Source organism: Blautia hominis (assembly GCA_002270465.1).
In the GTDB taxonomy this organism is placed as follows: domain Bacteria; phylum Bacillota; class Clostridia; order Lachnospirales; family Lachnospiraceae; genus Blautia; species Blautia hominis.
This window is the reverse complement of record NQOF01000002.1, coordinates 852,990-875,341: the sequence shown is the minus strand read 5'-3', so window position 1 is coordinate 875,341 and position 22,352 is coordinate 852,990. Positions and strand designations below refer to the sequence as shown.

General features: G+C 48.4%; 15 protein-coding genes. 12 read left to right on the top strand and 3 right to left on the bottom strand.

Annotation, left to right across the window (positions count from 1 at the left end; all coding sequences use genetic code 11):
• Positions 1-131: 131 nt before the first annotated feature.
• The 10 genes from CI595_RS09990 (at position 132) to CI595_RS09945 (ending at position 13,173) form a co-directional block, all read left to right on the top strand.
• Positions 132-2,498 carry an ABC transporter substrate-binding protein gene (locus CI595_RS09990; RefSeq protein WP_095173087.1) on the top strand — a complete coding sequence of 789 codons (2,367 nt, stop codon included), beginning with the start codon at positions 132-134 and terminating at the stop codon, positions 2,496-2,498.
• Positions 2,499-2,503: 5 nt separating this feature from the next.
• Positions 2,504-3,349 (top strand): carbohydrate ABC transporter permease, encoded by an 846-nt coding sequence (locus CI595_RS09985; RefSeq protein ID WP_095173086.1) that lies wholly within the window; start codon positions 2,504-2,506, stop codon positions 3,347-3,349.
• Between the two features lie 5 nt (positions 3,350-3,354).
• Positions 3,355-4,194: a carbohydrate ABC transporter permease gene (locus CI595_RS09980; RefSeq protein ID WP_095173085.1), complete on the top strand. Its 840-nt coding sequence runs from the start codon at positions 3,355-3,357 to the stop codon at positions 4,192-4,194.
• Between the two features lie 14 nt (positions 4,195-4,208).
• Positions 4,209-5,843: a biotin/lipoyl-binding protein gene (locus CI595_RS09975; protein WP_095173084.1), complete on the top strand. Its 1,635-nt coding sequence runs from the start codon at positions 4,209-4,211 to the stop codon at positions 5,841-5,843.
• Positions 5,840-6,979, top strand: a complete 1,140-nt coding sequence (locus CI595_RS09970; protein WP_095173083.1) for an ABC transporter permease — start codon at positions 5,840-5,842, stop codon at positions 6,977-6,979. Before CI595_RS09975 ends, CI595_RS09970 begins: the two co-directional genes overlap by 4 nt.
• 266 nt (positions 6,980-7,245) lie before the next feature.
• Positions 7,246-7,923: a response regulator transcription factor gene (locus CI595_RS09965; protein WP_095173082.1), complete on the top strand. Its 678-nt coding sequence runs from the start codon at positions 7,246-7,248 to the stop codon at positions 7,921-7,923.
• Entirely contained in the window at positions 7,896-9,050 is a 1,155-nt protein-coding gene (locus CI595_RS09960; RefSeq protein WP_095173081.1) for a sensor histidine kinase, read from the top strand. The genes CI595_RS09965 and CI595_RS09960 overlap by 28 nt, the downstream gene beginning before the upstream one ends.
• A gap of 251 nt (positions 9,051-9,301) precedes the next feature.
• On the top strand, positions 9,302-9,976 hold the full coding sequence (locus CI595_RS09955; protein ID WP_095173080.1) for an ABC transporter ATP-binding protein: 675 nt from the start codon (positions 9,302-9,304) through the stop codon (positions 9,974-9,976).
• On the top strand, positions 9,973-12,441 hold the full coding sequence (locus CI595_RS09950; protein WP_095173079.1) for an ABC transporter permease: 2,469 nt from the start codon (positions 9,973-9,975) through the stop codon (positions 12,439-12,441). Before CI595_RS09955 ends, CI595_RS09950 begins: the two co-directional genes overlap by 4 nt.
• A gap of 198 nt (positions 12,442-12,639) precedes the next feature.
• On the top strand, positions 12,640-13,173 hold the full coding sequence (locus CI595_RS09945) for a DUF2798 domain-containing protein (protein WP_095173078.1): 534 nt from the start codon (positions 12,640-12,642) through the stop codon (positions 13,171-13,173).
• On the opposite strand, the gene CI595_RS09940 is transcribed toward CI595_RS09945, so the two are convergent.
• Together CI595_RS09940 and CI595_RS09935 are read right to left on the bottom strand one after the other, a co-directional pair.
• Positions 13,162-14,514: an MATE family efflux transporter gene (locus CI595_RS09940; protein WP_095173077.1), complete on the bottom strand. Its 1,353-nt coding sequence runs from the start codon at positions 14,512-14,514 to the stop codon at positions 13,162-13,164. The two genes, CI595_RS09945 and CI595_RS09940, sit on opposite strands and share 12 nt — an antisense overlap.
• 66 nt (positions 14,515-14,580) lie before the next feature.
• Positions 14,581-15,396, bottom strand: a complete 816-nt coding sequence (locus CI595_RS09935; protein WP_095173076.1) for a MerR family transcriptional regulator — start codon at positions 15,394-15,396, stop codon at positions 14,581-14,583.
• Between the two features lie 325 nt (positions 15,397-15,721).
• Between CI595_RS09935 and CI595_RS09930 the strand changes: the two genes are divergently transcribed.
• Positions 15,722-19,960, top strand: a complete 4,239-nt coding sequence (locus tag CI595_RS09930; RefSeq protein ID WP_095173266.1) for a DEAD/DEAH box helicase — start codon at positions 15,722-15,724, stop codon at positions 19,958-19,960.
• Between the two features lie 96 nt (positions 19,961-20,056).
• The gene (locus CI595_RS09925; RefSeq protein ID WP_095173075.1) at positions 20,057-20,677 is read left to right on the top strand and encodes a DUF4317 family protein; all 621 of its coding nucleotides are present in this window, start codon (positions 20,057-20,059) and stop codon (positions 20,675-20,677) included.
• A gap of 63 nt (positions 20,678-20,740) precedes the next feature.
• Here CI595_RS09925 and CI595_RS09920 read toward each other — a convergent pair whose 3' ends face one another.
• The gene (locus CI595_RS09920) at positions 20,741-22,210 is read right to left on the bottom strand and encodes a GntR family transcriptional regulator (RefSeq protein WP_095173074.1); all 1,470 of its coding nucleotides are present in this window, start codon (positions 22,208-22,210) and stop codon (positions 20,741-20,743) included.
• Between the last annotated feature and the right edge of the window lie 142 nt (positions 22,211-22,352).

Here is a 22,352-nt window from a genome sequence, read left to right as displayed (position 1 = left end):
GACACTGTTTTTCCGGAATTAGATTGAAATTAGAGATTGAATAGATGATGTGTAGAGGTTTGCTGTGTTATACTGGCTTTTGTAAGAAGACCGGTCTTACAGGGAGTATTTAGGAAAGGATAGATTGATACATGAATAAAAAGTGGACAAAAATGATCTCAGCCGCACTTATCATAACACTGGCCGCATCCTTGGCTGCATGTGGAGAAAAAGAACAGCAGGCTGAAAAAAAAGGAGATACCAAAAGCAGCAGTGTGCCAAAGGGCAGGTATGTGGAACAGGAGATAAAGTTTGACAACACGGACATTTTCCGAACTACAGGCAGCAGCGAAGAGTGGATCGCACCGGATGATGTTATCCTGGAGATGAAGGGACTGGATAACGGAAACCTGAGGATTGCCGCAAGGACAGGCATCTTTGATTCCGCTGACAAAGGCGAAACCTGGACGCCCTGGCAGGAGATGCCCCAGGAGATGAAAGATGACCTGTCCGTAGAATACGGATTAGAGTTTCTTTCCATAGCCGGGGACGGAAGGATATTCTATGGAACAAGAGGAGAGCAGACCGTATACAAGCTGGTACAGACGGACGGAACGATCCAAACGGTAGATACGGAACTTCCCGCCGAAAATGCGGATGAATCCGGGCAGTCAGCCATGAGGCAGTCCATGGGGTTTGCTTACTTTACCGATTTTGGGGATTTTTTATGTGCAGACTTTGAAAATCTCTACCAGTTAGATGGGGAAACCTTTCAGCTTAAGCATACCTTTGAAAAAGAAGTGGTACAGGGAGAGGAGATCATGGGAGATACCTCATATGTCTGTGCAGGTGACAGCCTGTACACCATTTCAAGGGATATGGATATTACGGATGACGGCAATATTGAATATGATAACACAAAAGTCACAGTATATGACCTGGAAACGCAGGAGGAAAAAGGAGAGCAGGAAGCTCTGGGTGATTTTCTGCAGAATGAATTATCCGATATTGGCGTTTCCATGCCGGGTGCTGACGGGAAATCTCTGTATTTTATTAACCAATCCGGTATTTACCGTTTTATGACAGACGGGACTGCTGCGGAGAAAATTTTCACCGGTTCCATGGGACAGATGAACAGTCCTGTATCCTCTGTTGTAAACACTACTGTACTGACGGACGGAACTGTTGTCATCCATTATTATATAGACGGTCAGGAGCGGATGTTCCGTTACGTCTATGATGCCAACGCATCTGTGAAACCGGAGCACACCCTTACCGTATATTCTCTGTATGACACACCTTATGTCCGTCAGCTTATCACATCCTTTCAAAGCGGACATCCGGATGTGATGCTGGAATACGAAACCGGCATGACAGGAGACGATGCGGTGACAAGGACAGATGCGCTGAAGACTCTGAACACAAATATTATGGCCGGAGAAGGACCTGATATCCTGATGCTGGACGGTCTTCCCATCTCCTCCTATACGGAAAAGGGACTGCTAATGGATATTCAGGATATTTTGAAAGAAACAGACAAAGAAGAAGGCCTTTTTACCAATATCACGGATGCCTATAAATCAGACGGTGCTGTCTGTGCGGTGCCTACCAGTTTTGCGGTACCTCTTTTGATCGGAAAGCAGTCTTTACTGTCCAATATTAAAAATCTGGATGATCTTGCCCTGGCGGCAGAGCAGGAGAGGGCTGATCGCCCGGAGGTTTCCCACGTCCTGGGAACTATGACAAATACCACGCTTTTACTGGCGCTGCTCCCCTCCTCCTCCCCCTCCTGGATCGCAGAGGACGGCACCATGGACCAAGAGAAACTAACGGACTTCTTTGAAAATGCAAAAAAAATCGCGGACGCACAGAATGCACCCGATGAGTATGAGTCCCCGCTTATTTCCGATACACAGCTCCTGGATATAACGCCCTTTATGACTAGCGCCTCGCTTAATGCATTGGAAATGGGCCACACGGACTCCCATATTACCCTGGGAAACCTCATGAATGTGGAAGGCCTGGCTAACGTCCTGAACATGGCAAAATACCTTGGTGACGGCAGCTACAAAAGCGCACCGGGCCAGTCCGCAGATGTATTTATCCCGATTGCCCCTGTGGGCATCAGCTCCAAAACCGGCAGCGGAGAAATTGCCAAAGATTTCATCCGATATCTTTTAAAAGAAGGACAGCAAAGTTCCGCCTTATCCTCCTGGCCGGTAAACAAAACAGCTTTTGCCGACAAGCTGAAAATGCCTTCCAATTATCCGCTTGGAATGCGGCACGTAGAAAATGATGTGGATGGAAGCTCGTTTGATATGGAATTTATTTCACCCACAGAGGAGGAAATAAACGCCATGAAAGATGTGATGGACACGCTTACAACCCCCACCGTCACAGATGAAATGATAAACAGGACCGTTATCACAGAGGGCATCAAATGTCTTTCCGGTGAAGCGTCCGTTACCGATACGGTTGACGCGATCCTGAAAAAACTCAATCTCTATCTGGCGGAGTGATCCCTATGAGGAGGAAAAAATATGCCCTGACGGGAATCCTGTTCATCCTGCCCAGTTTTGCAGGTGTCTGCTTCTTTGTCCTTGTCCCCTTTCTGGACGTGACACTGCGCTCTTTCCAGAGCGCGGTCACAAGGGGATGGACGGGTTTGGAAAATTATAAAACGCTTTTCCAAACCCCTGCCTTTTGGCTGGCAGCAAAAAACACCCTGCGTTTCACCGGAATCTGTATCCCCCTTCTTGTGTGCTTATCCCTATTTATCAGTGTATTTCTGCACAGGCAGGGAATACTGGGCAGTTTTCTAAAATCCGCTTTCCTGCTTCCCATGGCGGTTCCTGTGGCCTCTGTGGTTCTTTTATGGAGAGTGGTGTTCCACGCGGAAGGATATCTCAGCATCATGATAGAAAAGATGGGGCAGACCCCGGCGGACTGGATGAATTCCAAATACGCCTTCTGGATACTGGTATTCAGCTACATCTGGAAAAACCTGGGATACGACATTGTGCTATGGATGGCCGGATTGTCCGGCATTCCCTACAGCCTGTACGAGGCAGCCAGGACAGACGGGGCAGGGGCGTGGATTTGTTTCTGGAAGATCACTCTTCCCAATTTGAAACCGGTCCTTTACACCATCACGGTTCTGTCTTTTTTAAACTCTTTTAAAGTATTCCGGGAGGGATATCTGGCCGCCGGGGATTATCCGGATGAAAGCATGTACCTTTTACAGCATCTGTTTAACAACTGGTTCCGGGAAATGGATTTTGACAAGCTGGCAGCAGCGGCGGTTCTGATGGTCCTTGTGATCATTGTCTTTGTCTTTTTGCTGCAGCGTGCCTGGAACTGTGAGGAGTAATGAAAATGAGTAAAAAAATAACCGGATTCCTGCTGCTTCTTCTGGGCATGGCTGTCTGTTACCCTATATTTTTTCTCTTCACCGGCTCGCTTATGGGGAGCGGTGAATTAAAATCTCATCTTGGTGCAGCCCTGGGGCTTGGTACGAAGCCAATGACCTGGAGCTTTCTGCCCCTTATGCCTACACTCAGGCATTATGTGCAGCTCCTTCTGGATTCCCCTGAGTATTTCCATATGTTTTGGAATTCTGTGCTCCTTTCCGGGGGAATCCTGGCAGGGCAGTTATTGTGCGGGATCCCTGCTGCATGGGGATTTGCAAAATATGATTTTCCCTTAAAAAAACTGTTATTCTCCTTATACATATTGCTTATGATGATGCCATTCCAGGTGACCATGCTGTCCGGCTATCTGGTTCTCTCCAAGATAAAGCTCACGGACACACTCTGGGCAGTCATCCTTCCGGGGGCCTTCTCCACCTTTCCCGTCTTTATCATGTACCGTTTTTTCTGTGGTGTACCCCAGGCGCTCATGGATGCGGCGAGAATAGACGGAGCGGGAGAGAGGGCCATATTCTTTCATATAGGGCTGCCCCTTGGCTCATCCGGTATTGTCTCGGCTGTTGTTCTGAGTTTTCTGGAATCCTGGAATCTGATAGAACAGCCCATGACATTTCTGAAAAGTAAAAAGCTTTGGCCTCTTTCCCTGTATCTTCCTTTGATCACTCCGGAAAAAGCCGGAATTTCCTTTGCCGCTTCTGTAGTGACTTTACTTCCTGCCCTGTTGGTGTTCCTGTGCGGCCAGGATTATCTGGAACAGGGGATCGTGGCCGCCGCAGTAAAAGAGTAGAGAGGAATATAATCATGATCCAAAACGAAAAGCATCTGGCAAATATACAAAAAAAGGCCGGCCAGGCTCTTGTAGTATTTCTGGCAGCCATGATCTTACTTACCGTATTGTCCCGGGCAGCCACCAATCTTATTACGCCTGTGGTCACATGTACAGCTCCTGAAAAGACCGCCCTGGAATATAAGGTGACTGCAGCAGGAACAGTAAAAGAGAAGCAGCAGCAGGCGGTCCATACGGTTCCCGGCATCCGTGTAAAAAAAGTCCTTGTCAGCGAGGGGGACCATGTTTCCCCACAGGACATACTGTTTGAGCTGGACACAGAGGATTTGGCAGAAAAAATACTGTTAAAAGACCGGGAGATTGAAAAATTAAAGCTTGCGCTAAAGGACAGCCGGGAAAAAAACAGTCTGGAACAGCAGGAAAAAAGCAGGGAGCAAAACAGAGCTGAGGAAGACTACAGCCAAACTGCAGATGCAGCGGACGCCCAGGTACAGCGGGCATGGGAGGCTTTGACAGAGGCGGAAGAGCGACTGGATGCCTTTGACAGCCAGAGCACGGAAGGTTCGGAAGCCAGTCCCGACTCTGTGGAGGAAGAACTGCAAAGAGCCTGCGAAGAAAAAAGCCTGCTTCTGGAGCAGGCCCAGACAGATGCAGAGCAGAAAAAAGAACTTCTGGAACAGGCAAAAGCAGACCGGAAACCACAGGAACTCTTAAGTGAGCTGGAAAATGACGTGAAGGAGAGCGAAAACGCTTACCAGTCCGCCCGGGAAGCCTGCACTGCCGCAGAACAAGCCCTGGAGGACTATCAGGCGTCCAGATCGGCCCTTGAAGGGCAGTCGAGAGAGGAAGAGCGGCAAATGCTTGAAGATGCTTATACGCAGGCGCAGAATGCCTATGAGGATGCCCTGCGGCAGCAGGAGGAGGGGCTTACCGTCGCACAGCGCAAAATAGAAGATACCCGGAAACCCACTGCCCCCGACAGCACGCCAAAAACCACGGAAATGGATCTGAAGACACTGCAGATGGAGCAGGAGAAGTATGCCGCAATTTTGGAGGCGGACGGGCAGGTATGCTCCCCGGCGGAAGGGATCGTGAGAAAACTCGGCGTGGAAGCGGGAAGCACAACCGTGGAGGGAAGCTGCGTCACCCTGGCAGACATCTCCTCCGGATGCAGATTTACGGCGTCCTTGTCAAAAGAGGAGGCAGAGATCATTTCAAACGGTGACGGGATCACTTTAAGATCACCGGACGGAAAAAAAACAGTGGAAGGACTTACCATTCATTCGTTGAGTGAAAATAAAGAAAATCCTGAACTGACAGACATCACCGCAGACATTTCCAATGGAGAATTTGATGCGGATGAGAACGCAGTGCTTTATGCAGAAAAGAAGTCCGCTGTCTACTCCTGCGTGGTCCCTCTCGAAGCACTCCGAACAGAAGATAATAAATATTTTGTGCTCCTTGCAGAGGAGAGGGAAAATATACTGGGAACCGAACTTACGGCAGTCCGGGCCGAGGTGGAGGTTTTGGAAAAAAACAAGGACAAGGCAGCTTTAAAAAACGATGACTTAAGCGGAAACAGCAAAATCATCCTCTCCTCCCAAAAGAACATAAAAGCAGGCGACCGCATACGCCTGGAGGACGAATGAGGAAAATCGCAGGGTATATGACAACACTCCTGCTGGGAGCCGGATGTTTCATATGCCTTGCGCAGACTCTGCTGTACGGACAAACGGATACAGGGAAAGACACTTGTATCCTGCAGACAGAAGCGCTGCCGGATGAAACAGGAGAATCCGAATTTCTTTTCACCCTTTGGGGTGAGTCAAAAAATGTCTCTATTACCGTGCCGAACCTAAACAGAGCCGCGGACGCCAGTCTGATCACCGTTTCCGGCAATTCAGACCTTGTCATGTCCGGAAGCCGTATCCTTGATTCCGGTGATACCAAAAGCTGCCTGATCGACGAAAAAGTTTCCATGGAACTGTACGGAAGTACAACGATATGTGGGGAGAAGCTTATGATCGGCAGCAGAGAATATGAGGTGGCGGGAATCCTGTACGGAGACAGCGGCACGGTACTGCTACAGGCAGATCAGGATACAAAAGCTATTCTCGACCGTGCTTCTCTTAGAATCTCCGATGAAGAAAATGTGCAGGAGACCATCCGCCGTTTTTCAAGCAGTACAGGCCTACAGGGAATACGAATCCCACTGCATTTATACGGGATCCTGACAAGGGGGCTGCTTCGTATCCTGATCTCCCTTACACTGTTTCTGCTCCTTTTTAGGATATTTGTGAAAATCAGAGCTTATGGCAGCATAAAGTCCATATTTTTACTGCTTATCCTAGTTCTTTTGAGCGCCGGGGCCTGTATCTGGATCTTAGATCTAGACATCCGCATACCAAGAGAGATGCTGCCCTCCAAATGGTCTGATTTTGAATTCTGGTCTGATCTGCTGAAACAAAAAACGGAAGAGATATCTCTGCTTTGGACAACAGAAAAAAGCACCCCAGAGCTGCACTATTTTATGGATTTTCTGAAATCCGTATTATCCGGCCTGGGAGCTGCTCTGCTGGGAACTCTTTTTCTTAACAGGGTCAAGATAAAAAATCTGTGTGGTCTTGCAGCTATGACTGTATTTTTTCTCCTGCTTTCTTTTTCTTTTGCTGTTTTTTATGTACCTGATGGCAGCGCACTTGTACAGGAACGGGTTTTCTGGCTGTTTTTTCCGCTTTGTTTCTGGCTGAAATATTTGGATGCTACTGTTCACAGTATACTATAAAGGTAATTCTTTGCACAGTAACACGTTTCGCGATGCACAGTTCTGCCCTTTAGGGTACAAAATGCAAGGAATTGCATCTTGGCGCTGGCCAACTCGGGATTTTGCTGCGCATCGCCCGGCATCCCTTTTGGAAAATACCTCCCGGGACATTGGTCTGTAAACAGTAACATCTGGATACGCTGCTGCCGTAAAGAGGGAATGCCGATTGACAAATTTACGGGAATTACACTATAATCAGACTATCAAAAGAAAAGAGGAGAATACTGTTGAAAAAGACCATATTGCTTCTGGAGGACGATGAAAATCTGAACCGGGGAATATCCATGCGCCTGGAAAAGGAGGGGTATCATGTACTTTCTGCCTTCGGTGCCTCCAAAGCGGAAGAACTTTTTGAAAATAATGAAATCCACCTGATCATCAGTGATATCAACTTAAAGGAGGGCAGCGGCCTGGATTTCTGCCGCAAAGTAAGAGAGAGGAGCAAGGTCTATATCCTTTTCCTGACTGCCCTGGACCAGGAGATTGATATTGTCACCGGCTATGATATAGGTGCTGACGATTACATTACAAAACCGTTTAGTCTGATGGTCCTGGTTTCCAAGGTCCATGCGTTTATGAAAAGAGTTGAGACTGCCAAAACCTCTGCCTTTATCTGTGGTAATATCCGTGTATCCCTGCAGGAAATGAAAGTCTGGAAAAGCGGGGAACTTTTGTCCCTCAGTAAAAAAGAACTGCAGCTGCTGATCTTTTTCCTGGAAAATCCCCAGCAGATCTTTTCTAAAGAACAGATTGCGGAAGCTGTGTGGGATATAGACGGCCAGTTTGTGGACGACAACACCATACCCGTCAATATCAGCCGTCTCAAGTCCAGGCTGGAATGTGACGCTATACAAAATGTGAGAGGAATGGGATACATATGGACAAAGGACGTAACAAAAGAATGATCATCTTTCTGGGATTACTGGCAGTTATCCTTTTGGGAACTCTGCACACTGCATTTCGCTGGATAGATACCGTATATACAGAAAAACAGGAGCTTTTAGGCAGACTTATCCTTGCGGCCCCTGACACAACAGGCGAATATACCAGCATCGTAGAAGGTAAAACAGAGATTGACCCCCAAAAGGCTCTTGCTGCAGGCAGAGAAGCGGAAGCCAGACACGGTTACAGCGGCAGATTTACAGCCTTTCCCTCTTCCATCATTTCATTTTTGCCGGTACCGTTGCTGACTGCCGTCTTTTTTGCCCTTCTGCTTGCTTTTCTGATTTTATACCAGAATAAGCTCCAGAGCCGGGCAGAACTCAAAATCTTTGAGCTGAAAGATAAGACCACCCAATTGAAAGAGGAGAACAATCTGCTGCGGTCCCAGATAGAGCGTGAGGCTGCAGAGACAAAAACACTGGTCACAGATATTTCCCATCAGTTAAAGACGCCCCTTGCCTCTCTGAAAATGTGCTATGAGATTGCGGACACCAGCAGCTTTACAAAAGAAGAGCAGCAATCCTTCCTCATGCAAGGGAAAAATGAAGTGACGAAATTAGAAAATCTCACAAAATCCCTGGTTCAGCTCTCCCGCCTGGAGACCAATATGATCCGTCTGGAGCCTGTAAAAGCCAGCTTAAAAAAGACGATCCAGGGTGCTGTCAGCAGTGTATATATGAAAGCTTACCAGAAGCATATAACCTTATCTGTCAATGAATTCCGGGATGAGGAGATCATTCAGGACCCCCGCTGGACCCAGGAGGCACTAGTAAATGTTCTTGACAACGCTGTAAAATATTCGGCACCGGACAGTGCCATAGAGATCCGTGTGGACCCCATGGTCAGCTATTTCCTCATTGAGATAGAAGATGAAGGGATTGGGATTCCGAGAGAGGAGAGAGGGCAGATATTCAAACGGTTCTACCGCGGCAGGACGTCTTTTGTCCAGGAAGTTGACGGCTCAGGCGTAGGGCTTTATCTCACTCGGAAAATACTGGAGGAACAAGGCGGAAGTATCTGCGTAAAGAAAGGAAAAAAGGGGAGTATATTCCAGATCACCTTCCCGAAAACCCAGTACAAGACCTGCTGAATTTCACCGCAAACTGCCTGTCATGCAGAAATACAAAAAGGCTGCTCATACAGGCAGCTTTTTTATATTTCTGCATAGATTTTTCCCGGCTGTGGAGTGCATTCTTACAAATCTGTTATCCTGTCTGAAATGCTTTTGTAAGAATGCCCGTGTAAAATAAAGATAAAATAAAGGTAACTGTTCAGTACCTTCACAGTTACAGGCAAAAATCCATGTAGTTACAAATAAAGCACAAAATAAGGAGAACCCCTATGAAATCAATGCTATTGGAAACAAAAGACTTATGCAAATATTACGGCAGCGGGGATAATCTGGTGAAAGCCATAGACCACACTACCATGACCATACAACGGGGGGAATTTACCGCCATTGTAGGCCGTTCCGGTTCCGGAAAAAGTACACTGCTGCATATGCTGGGTGCACTGGACCGCCCGGACAGCGGCAAAGTCCTGATAGAAGGAAAGAGCGTATTTGATTTAAAAGACGAGGAGCTGGCTGTATTCCGGAGAAGAAAAATCGGATTTATTTTCCAGAACTATAATCTGATCCCCTCTCTGAATGTCTGGGAAAATATAGTGCTCCCCATGGGCTTAGACAAAAAGAAAGTGGACCATACATTTGTAAAAGACCTTACCGAGCGTATCGGCATCGCGGACAAACTGAAATCCCTGCCCAATACCCTCTCGGGAGGGCAGCAGCAGAGAGCTGCCATTGCCCGTGCCCTTGCTGCCAAACCAGCCATCATTCTGGCAGATGAGCCAACCGGAAACCTGGATTCCAGGACGGAACTGGAAGTCATCTCTCTTTTAAAGTCCTGTGTAAACGAATACGGGCAGACATTGGTGATGATCACCCATGACGAGACCATCGCGCAGATGGCTGACAGGGTCCTTGTCATTGAGGACGGTAAGGTGGTGAGCCAATGAACACAATAAACCAAACGGCACTCTCCAACTTCAAACAGAACAAAGGAAAGAATATCATGGCAGGCATTGCCATCTTCCTGACCACGATCCTTATCTTTGTGGTTCCGGCACTTGGGCTTGGCACTGTAGATTTGGAGATGGCAGCTGCCAACAAAATTTACCCCACATTTCATGTGATGTACCGAAATGTGGATATCAATACCGCGGAGGAACTTTCCCACAGAGCAGAAGTGGAAACCATGGGCCTCCGCCAGGACCCGGCGCAGATACCGGTACCGGATGGCACCGCTGTCATGGTCTACATGGATGAGACAGCCCGGAAGTTAGGCAAAATAAAGCTGGAGAAAGGTTCCTTTCCCGAAAACGGAAATGAGATCGTCGTATCCGACGCGCTTTTAAAGATATTAGGGATCACAGCAGATATCGGGGACACTATAGAACTGCCCTATCAGCCAATGGAAGGGGATGGCATCGGATTTGAGAAGAAACAAAGTTTTGTTATCACCGGACTGCTCCCCTCACCAAAAGAGAACGATGACTCCAATATGTATTCCGCCATGGTCTCCAAAGATTTTATGGAGCAGGAACAGCCTGGGGATGTGCGCAAATACAGGGTGATGCTTCGGATCGCAGCCGAAGATTCCATGAACACCACGGATATCAAAGAAATATACGGTGATTTAGCAAAAGAGCTGGGTATTTCCGAAGCAGATGTAGTTGATAATTCCCTCTACCTTGCTGCCAACTATAAAGACCCTTCCCTGTATACAGGAATCGCAGGAATCCTTCTTATTGTCATCTTGGCAGGCATCATGACCATTTACAGCCTTTACTATATTTCCATGATATATAAAGTGCAGGAATTTGGCAAAATAAAGGCATTGGGTGCCACCAAAAAACAGATACGGCAGATCGTCTTTCGGGAAGGAATGCTGACGGCCTGTATCGCGGTACCGGCCGGATTAATTGCAGGAAGCATTTTTTCCACCGTGGGATACCGGTATCTGACTACTGCGTTCAGTCCCGATGACGCCATGGCTGCGGTAATTAAAGAACTGGTCAACAATCATGAGATTGTCCTGTTAAAACCATGGATGTATGTTATGGCTGTAGTTGTCACGTTACTCACCGTAGCGCTTGCCCTGCTTCGCCCCATGCAGATCGCGTCCAAGATCTCCCCAGTGGAAGCCATGCGGTATGACGGAAGTATAAAAACAAAGAAAAAAGTTCGTAAAGGCCACCTGGAAATGAACCTGATCCATCTGACAGGAGCCAATCTTTCAAGAAACAAAAAGCGCACGATCATGACCATCGTGACCCTGAGTCTGATAGGAATCCTTTTTATGGTAATTTCCACTATCCTGTCCTGTTTAGAACCAAAAGAGATTGCAAGAGATTCCATTTTTGATGACTTTATTTTATCGGTAGACAGCACTTCTGGAGATAAGATGCATCCGGAACTGGAATGGTCCGCCATCTGCCAGAATAATCCTCTGAACCCGGATTTTGAAAAGCAGGTGCTTGCCATACCGGGTGTAGAGAAGATCACTAAATCCAGTCGTTTAGATGTGGAGCTCCCGGATCATATGGATGGAGATGACATATGGAAGACAGGCATAATCGGAATACCCGAGGAATATGCAGACAGAATGGAAAAATCCATCGTGGAGGGTTCCTGTACTTATGAGGAGCTGCAGCAGGGGGATAAAATCCTCATAGACAAAAATATGCAGAGTTATATGCCAGGCACCGAAATAGGAGATACGGTCCGCATTTCCATCACTTCCGGAAATGATCCGGTTGAAAAAACATTTGAGATCGCGGCTATTGCTGATATGCCGTATGGACTGAACCATTTTGCTTTTCTTGCCCTGCCTGATTCCGTGATCAAAGAACTGGCCGGACTTGATATGGATTATTACTGGTCCATAGCTGCAAGCGGCAGGGAACTGAAAAATGCTGAAACACAGCTCCAGGCACTCATAAAAGAATCAGGGCTGCTTAACCTGAAAAGCTATGAGGATGAAGTAGCGTACAATGAGAAAAATACCAGTTTTACCTCCCAGCTCTGCTATGTATTCATGATCGTTCTGAGTGGTGTGGGTATTATGAACCTGATCAACACCATGGTCAACAGTATCTATGTGAGAAGAAGAGAACTGGGCATCATGCAGGCCATCGGCCTCTCTGAAAAACAGATGGTGCGCATGCTCCAGATGGAGGGTATCTTCTACACGGCGGGAACGCTTTTGTTCTCCCTGGGGATTGGAAATATCCTCGGCTATCTTACCTTTTTATATGCAAAAGAACACAGGATGTTCGGTATCGTCGCATACCATTATCCGGTCATGCAGACGGTGATTCTGGTGGCCGTTATCCTTGTCATCCAGATTCTTCTGACCTATCTGATCATGAAGAATTTCAGAAAGCAGAGTATGATTGAGCGTATCCGGTTCTCAGAATAAATTTTCTTCTCTCCCTTTGACAAACGAGAAAATTTCTGCTAAAATAACGGCTGACAACAAGAAAATGGCTGTGATCTTCATGTTCCCAACCGGTGCATGGTTTGCGGTATCAATAGAAATAAGTCTCCAAGGCGTAGTCTATGAGGTAACCTCTGTGATTACGCCTTTTTCTCATCAAAAAGAGGAGGACTTATTATTATGCCCAAAACAAAGTTTCAGGGAATTATTTTCGGGATCATCATGTCCATGACCATGGCCTACGGGATGGAAGTCTATAACATTGCCGTTAAAATGGGGTATAACACCATGGCGGGAGGCTTCAGTAACATGACAAACCAGGTGTTCCTGGACGCCTTGGCAGAAGCGTCTTATATGTGGATATTTGTATTCCTGTTTTCTAATTTATGGGGGAACAGAATCGGGCACAAACTGGCAGCGCGGATCATCCGTTCAGAGAAGGATAATCCGTTTTTCATCACTGTGATAATATCCAGCTGTACTGTTTTCATTATGTGCCCCACTATGAGCCTGACTGCTGCCATACTTTTCAATCTGATACTGGCTCATGCACCGGTAAGCCAGCTTCCGGCCATATGGGCAGGTACTCTGATCAAAAACTTTCCCATGGCCCTGCTTTGGAATCTGTTTGCAGCAGGTCCCCTTACCAGACTGCTGTTTAGGGCAGTCTTTAAAAACCGGCCACAATCCCCAACAGAACTGTCAGAGGTCTGAGACCGCACTGCAGTCATATGTACCCGCCGCTGTTTTTTCTTTCCGTATATCCTCCGGTCTTTTTCCGGTATATAAGCGGACGCAGAACGCAAGTGCGATCAGCTCTGTTACCGGAAAGGTCAGCCATACATAAGAGAGCCCTTTAAAATGAAAGATCCATGCCAAGGGCACCAGAAGTATGATCTGCCGCAGTATAGTAATACGGATGCTTGCCTTTCCCATATTTACCCCCTGGAAATAGACAGTCAGCATGATCACAAAAGCTGCCGGAATAAAACTAAGGGAAATTATGCGGAGCGCGGTACAGCCAATCTCCAGGATTTCTTTTTTTCCGGAAAAGATGGAAAGCAGTTGGCCCGGCACTGCCATGAAAATTCCGCAGCCAAGTACCATCACGATGACAGAGGCTGCGACGGAATATTTGAGTGTATCTTTCACACGCCGATGTTCTCCGGCTCCATAGTTAAAGCTCATGACAGGCAGGATGACCTGCTGAAGCCCCATTAGGGGGATAAAGAAGAAAGTCTGTAGTTTATAGTAGAGGCCAAGCACAGTGACGGCATCCTCTGTAAACTGCTTCAGGATCAGGTTCAGGCCGACCATATACAGGGTATAGAGGGACTGCATGATAATGGCAGGCATCCCGGTCTTATAGATCAGGACACAGCTTTTTGCTCTTATCCTGCCGTTTAAGGGACCATGCTGCAGCACTGAGATCAGGACCACCGCCATGGCACTCCATTGACCGATCACAGTGGCAATGGCAGCTCCCCGGATCCCCATAACAGGAAAGCCAAACTTTCCGAAGATCAGAAGCGGATCCAGCACAATATTGAGCATTGCGCCCAAGATCTGTGCGCACATGGGAAGGACCATATTTCCCCTTGCCTGCAGTATTTTTGTACAATTGGCCTCCACAAACATGCCCAGGGAAAACAGAAAGATAATGGCACCGTACTGCATTCCCCCTGCCTGGACCATAGGCTGGTCAGAGGAAAAGCGGCAGTAGACATGCAATACCGGCAGTCCAATTGCGGCAAACACCGCAAAATTCACGATCCCCAGAAAGAATCCGCTTTTTATAATATCATTCTGGGAACCTTCTGCGTCAGCTCCATCCATGCGTGAAACCAGAATGTTGATGCCGGTTCCGGTCCCGGTTGCCACGGCAGTCATCAGAAGCTGAACGGGGAAAATAATAGACAGGGCAGTCAGGCCCTCCGCCGAGTATTTTGCCACAAAATAACTGTCCACTATGTTATACACAGACTGGATCAGCAGGGCAAGCATAACCGGAGGCGATAATTTGAGCAGTAATTTCCATATAGGTGTCTGTTTCATATTTAACCATCCTTTCTCAACGAAAAAAGAATAAAGGATGGAGTAACTACACAGTCAAGTGCTATTTTATTTTTTTATCAAATGAGCTTTTATTTCACAGTAATAATCATCTATGTAGTCAAAAAGCTGCAGTCCCAGTTCATCTGCATACACGGCATCTGTTGTATATCCGTGTTCTTCCATCCAGGTAAAAAGCGGTTCAAAATCCGCAGATTCCCGGATGATCCGGACAATACAGACTGCATACTCCCCTGTTGGTGTGACGTGCAGATTTTCGGGGCTGACGTGTGAATAGCTGCTGTCCGCGATTTTCAGATATTCCCTGCATTTATAGATGTTTCCCTTTTTCATTTCCTCCAGATCCAGTATATATCCGTACTTTCTCTGTATGGTGTCCGCAAACCGAAGTTCATCCTTGGCGGCAGCCTGCAGATTGGCGTGATAGGAGGTACCGTCCCCAGCCATTATGCCGGCGATCACAGTCTCCCCCTTCAGCCATTTCTTTTTTACCACATCGGAGTGGATCGCTTTTGAGACCCTTTTATTTTCCTCGTCATACCACAGGATATCCTCCGCCACCTGCTGATAATATCTGCTCAGCCGGAGGGCTTCATTTCTGTAATCCAGCAGAAGCTGTGTGATCTTGCTGTTGTCATGAAAATCCAGTATCTGTTTTACCTTGTCCAAAGGCACACTCAGCTTGCGGCATGTGGTTATAATATCCAATTGCCACAGATTCCAGCGGGAGTAGTAGCGGTATTGGTTCTTTTCCTCTATGTAATCCGGTACCAGAAGTCCGATCTTATTATAGAAATGCAGGGTATCTTTTGATATTCCCGTTATTTTACTGACTTCACCGATCAAATAATATCCTTCTTTCAAATCTGTTCTCCTTGCCATTTTCTCTTTGCACAGGTAATTATATGTTATTGTTCACTCCGTGTCCAGTAACACGCTTCGCGATGCACAGATATGGAGCATTCTGCTCCATATCGCGCTGGCTGCCTCGGGATATTCATGCTTTCAGCATGAAAACGCCTCCCGGTACAGTGGCCTGTGTACAGTAACGTAATTATAACAAAATAGGTGGAAAAAGCCAATGAAACCCTACACGAGACCATCTTTTTGGTGTACAATCGTAACAGAACATTTACCCGGCTTCTGCCGGCTGAAATACAGGTATGGAAAGGATGAATACATGAAAGAGATGACACAAGACAGCCTGAACCTATTTACACAGCCCACCGCTTCCTGGTTCCGGCAGGCTTTCGGACAGCCCACAAAAGTCCAGCAGGAAGCATGGCCTGCCATAAAAGCCGGCGGCCCTGTCCTCATCAGCGCGCCCACCGGAACCGGAAAAACATTATCCGCCTTTCTGGTATTTATAGACCGTCTGCAGGCACTGGCAAAAGAGGGGGGACTGAAGGAGGAGCTCTATCTGATCTATGTTTCTCCCCTGAAATCCCTGGCCGGAGATATCAGAGAAAATTTAAACAGGCCTCTGGACGGAATCGGAGCTATGGAGGGCGGAGAAGGTGCCGGGAAGATCCGTGTAGGCATACGGACTGGGGATACCCCACAGAAAGAGCGGCAGAGGATGGTAAAACATCCCCCTCACATACTTATCATCACACCGGAATCCCTGTATCTGATGCTGACCAGCCGGACCGGACGGACGGTCCTAAAAACAGCCGGGGCACTGGTGATCGACGAACTGCACGCGCTGATCGATACCAAGCGTGGTGCCCACCTGATGCTGTCCGCTGCCAGATTAGACAGCCTATGCGGGCATCCTCTCCAGAGGATTGGATTATCTGCCACCATAGAGCCTCTTCAGACCGCAGCCGGCTATCTTTCACCTGAGCCGGCACATATCGTTGCCCCCAAAATGCAGAAAGAGGTACAAATTGAGGTAAACGGCATAGCACAGGCGCCCGGAAGAAGAAAAGACCCGGTCTGGGAGGAGCTGGCGGAGAAAGTATACAGCAGGTGTCTGCAGTGCAGGAGCGTGATCGCGTTTTCCGAAGGGCGGCGATATGCGGAAAAACTTGCCTACTATGTCAATCAGCTTGGGGGCGAGGATTTCGCCCGTGTGCACCATGGCAGTCTGTCAAAGGAACAGCGGGCAGAAGTGGAGGACTCCCTGCGGAAAGGAAACCTGCGCCTGCTGTGTGCCACCTCCTCCATGGAGCTGGGAATTGACGTGGGTGACATTGACCAGGTACTGCAGATTGGCTGTCCGCGCACCATTTCCAGCACCATGCAGCGTCTTGGCCGGGCAGGACATAATCCCGGCCGGGTCAGCGTTATGTATATGTACCCCCGGACTGCCTCCGAGACCTTATACTGCGGCATGACAGCCCAGGTGGCCAGACAGGGAGGGATAGAACAGGCCTGCCCGCCCGGTATGTGTCTGGATGTACTGGCACAGCATCTGGTGTCTATGGCTGCCACAGCCAAAAACCTGGAGACAGATAAAGGTTCCGGAGGTATTCCGTGTACTGCCTACACGGTGGATGACGTAATGGAAATCCTTTCCCGCACGTACACCTTCCGTTCTGTCACCCGGCAGGATGTGAAAGATGTCCTGGCCATGCTGGCAGGCGATCATGAGCATAAACGGGAAATTCCCGTGCGCCCCCGCATTCTGTATGACAGACTGCACGAACAGGTCTTTGCCAACACTTACAGCCGGATGCTGGCTGTGGCAGCAGGAGGGACCATACCCGACAAAGGCATGTATACAGCCAAGACAGAAGAAGGTGTAAAAGTAGGGGAACTGGACGAGGAGTTTGTCTATGAATCACAGCTTGGGGACCGATTCCTGTTAGGCTCCTTTGCCTGGAAGATCGTGGGGCAGGATAAAGATACCGTGGTGGTTACACAGACCGGTGCGGAGGGTGCCAGGCTGCCTTTCTGGAAAGGCGAGATCAAGGGCCGGAGCCTTGGAACCAGTCTGGCATTCGGCAGGATCATGAGAACCTTATCTGAAGCTGAGCGAAGGGGCAGGCTTACGGAGGAGCTGGAGAATCTTGGGCTTGACCAGGCTGCCCGGGAAAATACATCGGGATTTTTAGAGCGCCAGTTAAAGGCCACCGGCATTCTGCCTGATGACAGGACTATCGTGGCAGAACATTTCAAGGACTCCACAGGGAGCAGCCAGATCATGCTGCACGCGCTCTTTGGAAAAAGGATCAATACGCCCCTGTCCCTTCTTCTTCAGGATGCAGCACAGAAATTAACAGGAAATCCGGTGGGCTGCGTGGAGGAAGAGGACGGAATTCTTCTGTATCCCTATGGGGAAGAGGTTCTGCCTGAGGGCATTTTATTTTCCATAGATACGGAAAAGGCAAGGAAGATCCTGGAAGCTATGCTTCCGGCAGCCCCTGTCTTTAACATGACATTCCGTTACAATGCAGCCAGGGCTTTAATGATGGGGATGAAGCAAAACGGAAGGCAGCCCCTATGGATGCAGCGCCTTCGCAGCACGGAAATGCTGGAGTCCCTTGTTCAGGAAAAGAATCATCCCCTGATACGTGAGACGCAGAGGGAATGTCTGGAAGACCAGTGGGACATAGAGGGTATGCTTGGCATACTCCATGCAGTGCAGAGCGGTCAGATAGCTGTCAGGGAAGTTTATCTGGATACGCCCTCCCCCATGTCACTGCCCATGCAGTGGCGCGTGGAGGCAGCAGAGATGTACGAATATTCCCCGACTACACCGGGAATCCGACAGGCCGTATATGACGAACTGCGCTATATGGAAAAGCTGAAACCATCGGCAGAGTCACTCAAAAAGGTGCAGGAGCGCAGAAAACTTCCCGAGGATGCCGCAGGTCTGCACACGCTTCTGATGATGGAAGGCGATGTAACCGTAACGGAGCTGCAGGATATGTACGCGGGGACTTCCAAACTTTGCTGTATACCGGACTGGCTGGAGGAACTGGCCGCACAGGAACTGGCAGACTATATGGAGCCGGGACTTTGGATCGCCGCGGAACAGCGTGAAGAATATAAAAATGCACTCACTGATCTGGATAAGCAGGATGGTATGCACATCATACGGCGGATGCTGTATTACCGGGGTCCCCGGACTGCCAAGCAGATTCAGGAGCGCTATCTGCCGGGCATGGACTGCATGGTCCAATGGCTGGAAACCTTGTGCGCCCAAAAGGAACTGGTGGAGGACAGCGGCTTTTATTACCATGCCAAACTCTACGACAGGGCAAGAAACGCCACCATCCGGGGATTGCGCACGGAGGCTGTCACACAGCCGCCGGAACACTATGCCTCCCTGATGGCAGGCCGGGTCCTGGTCAACGCCTCACCGGAGGAGCAGTTAAAGCAGACCATCGAATCATTCTGCGGACAGGGATTCCCCGTAATATTCTGGGAAAATATCATCTTTGCCAGAAGAATCCGCAGATACAGTGAAGGTCTGCTTGACCGGATCCTGACAGAAGGGGATTATTTCTGGAAAATGCTGCCCGGAGACATGCTATGTTTTCTCCGGTATGAAGAGATTGACTGGGACGCGCCCCTTTCCGAAGATATGCAGGCCGAGGGATCAAAAGCAGCAGAGGAACAAATTCTCTACCGGGAACTTTGCAGGCGTGGGGCCAGTTTTCTGAAAGCCCTGACGCATCTTCCCCTAACCAAAGATGTGCGCAGCCTGCTCATGGAGCTGGCGGAAAAAGGAATGGTAAGTGCAGACAGCTTTGTTCCTGTAAGGCAATGGCTGAACAGGGAAAAGATCAGAAGATCAGCGGCAAGACAGCGAGTCAATGCAAGGATCGCCGCCATGACTAAGGGACGGTGGGATGTGGTCCACCCTCAAAAAAAGCCGTCCATGGAGGAGCTTCTGGAAATCTTTTTCCGGGAAAATATCATCCTGTGCCGGGAAACCTTCCGGCGTTCCCTCTCTCTTCATACGGACCGTGAGCAGGGATCTTATCCTGACTGGAAGCAGGCCCTGGAAGTTCTTCGTATCTGGGAGTTCACAGGCCGCGTAAGGAGAGGTTATTTTGTACGCGGACTCTCCGGTGCGCAGTTTATACGAAAACAGGACTACAAGGGCATCGTACAGGCCCTAGCACATCCGGATCCTCAGATCATCTGGCTGAACGCAGCAGACCCCATGCAGCTTTGGGGAAAGGTGCTGGAACACTTAGAGGGCCGTTCTTTTCTGAATGTCCCCGGCACTGCCGTGGCGCTGCAGGGCGGCATTCCAGTCATGGTACTGGAGCGGCAGGGAAAAGTTCTGAGGGTGCTGGAAGACACGGATCCAAAGGCTGTTCTGAAAGAATTTGTTCTCGCATTCCGGGAAAAAGCACTTTTTCCGGATAAGAAGAGGCTCACCGTCAAAGAGTATCCTGCAGAGATGGGGGATGCCCTGAAGGAAGCCGGTTTTACCAGGGAAATGATGGATCATGTACTATACCGTTAAGTTTGAGGTGCCGGGCCGTGTGATTTCCTCTTGTGGACAAAGAAAAATTGTGATATGAATATATAGGAAACGTATAATCTTCACAAGGAGACTGAAATGATAAACAGAGAGGATATGCTGGAACTGACCAGACGCATGACACCGGCAAGGACTTCCATGACTAGAGTTGCAGGCAGTTATATGGATGCAGACGGTGAGATTGACGGCACTTTCAATACTAATTTTCTAAAGCTTTCATCCGGAGATAAAACAAAGAACCTTGCGATCGCAAAGGCGGTCCCCTTCTCCGCTACAAATGAAAATTTAAAAAGATACAAATTTTCCGGGGATTCCATAAAAGTGGGCAGTATGCGGCAGCTTCTGATGGGGATGAAATCCTGCGGCCTGAAAAATGATGTGATGATGGAGACATTCTATGATCTGATCGCCGAAACCTATCAATCCGATCATGACTACGCGGTCCTCGTCTTCCATGACCGCTACGATGTGCCTGTAAAGGCAGCAGACCATGAACGGTTATGGGAGTCGGAAGAGATGTTTGAATATCTTATTTGTGCCATCTGTCCGCTGGAGGGCGATTATGAACCGGGTAAACCGGAGTGCGGCTTTCTTTTTCCGGCTTTTTCGGACAGAAGCGCAGACATAAACCATGTGGATGTATTTCAGTCGGATACGGAACATCCCCACTTGGAAATATTGAAGATACTGGGATTGTGATCTATGCTTCCTAAGACAAAAGCAGCGCGGCATTAAAAAACTGCCGGGCTGCTTTTGTCTTAGTTAAACTTCGTCTGTTATCACAAGGCGTATGGATGGAGTCAGCCTCAGTTCTTCCGGCCGGATTCCGCATTGATGCAGATATTGCTGGGCAATAGGAAACTGCCGGGCTGCCATTTCCCTGAGTGTCTCGGCACAGGCATCAATGGCATTCTCTTTCAGTCTGCTTATCATTGTAACCGTAAAATCATACATTGCCCGGTCGGAATCCACATTTCTCCCATAGGACGTCTTCAGAGGATATCCCCAGAGAAACAGGCTGTAAATACGTCCGTAAACCTCACGTATTCCCTGCAGTGGACTGTATCTGGCGATAAGCAGCAGACAGTACCACAGAGAAAGCTCACAGCGCCCTGTGTCCAGATTCTCCTCCAGCTCTTTGATCAGCTCATTTCTTTCTTCCTGTGAAACGGCTGTTAAAAACTCCCGCATCACTGTCTCACAGGAAAATACAAACAGTTCAAAGGACTGGATAAAGTAAGCCAGATTCCGGCGGATCGCAGGTACTTCAAAATCCGTTGCATCACAAGGCTCCCCGATCCGAAAGATCCTGGTCCCTTTTCCGTTGATCGTACGGGCTGCCCCTAATTGGTTCAGCACCTTTATTGTCCGGCGTACCGTACTGACCGATACCCGGTATTCCTCCGCCATCCTCTCATAGGATGGAAGAAAATCCGTGTCACGATATCTGCCCATATATATATGATGCATGATATGGGAGGCCAGACTGTAGCATACCTGAGGACGCTCACGGTATATCCGCCATTCAAACGGGATCTGCTTTTCCCCCTTTGCCGGTGGGATCATCTGTGACAGGCTTTCTACTGCGTTCCCCACGGAATCCTTCCGGAAGACCTGTAATTTTTTATGCAGGGAAGCCCAGTCCTTCCTGCCTGCCAGAAAGACACAGTCCCCCATTTCCTCATGCATGATCTTCAAATCACTCAGGTCCTTTTTTCCGCCCTGTTTCACAAAAAGCAGTCCCCAGAAAAAGGACGTCTCCCAATATAAATTCATAGCCAGAGGATTCTCCATCTTCTGCAGAACAAAGCAGAAAAAATGGAGTATATCATCAGCGCTGCTTCCTTTTGCCAGACGGTCAAGAAACGCCAAGTCCTGCTCGTCCATCCTGTGGAAACTTTCCAGCAGCAGCGGCATGATGATCATTTCCGTAGTTTGATAGAGGTCTTTAAAACTTTCAATCCTCCGGGAAAAATATTGATTTGCGCACTGATAGGCTTCTGCCTGCGTCTGCTTGAAAATCACTTTTGTTGACCTTCCGTTGTGCATATCAATATATCCCTCCGCCCGCAGACGCTGCAGACCTATTTTCACTGTCAGGGCCGAGACACTGAATTCACGGCAGAGTGTATCAATTGAGGGCAGAAGGTCTCCGCATTTGTAATATCGGAATTGAATTCTTTTCAGAAAATATTCATAGATAAGATTAGAAAATTGTTGTTCACTTCGCAACTGTCCTATGCCTCCCTGGAATTATGATGTATTTGTAACTATTCAGTAGGTCTGCACATTCACTGCGCTGACCGTAAGAAAGCAATCCGCAGCCAAGCAAAAATCCCATCGCCAAAGGCGGTTCTGCATGGATTTTTGCCTG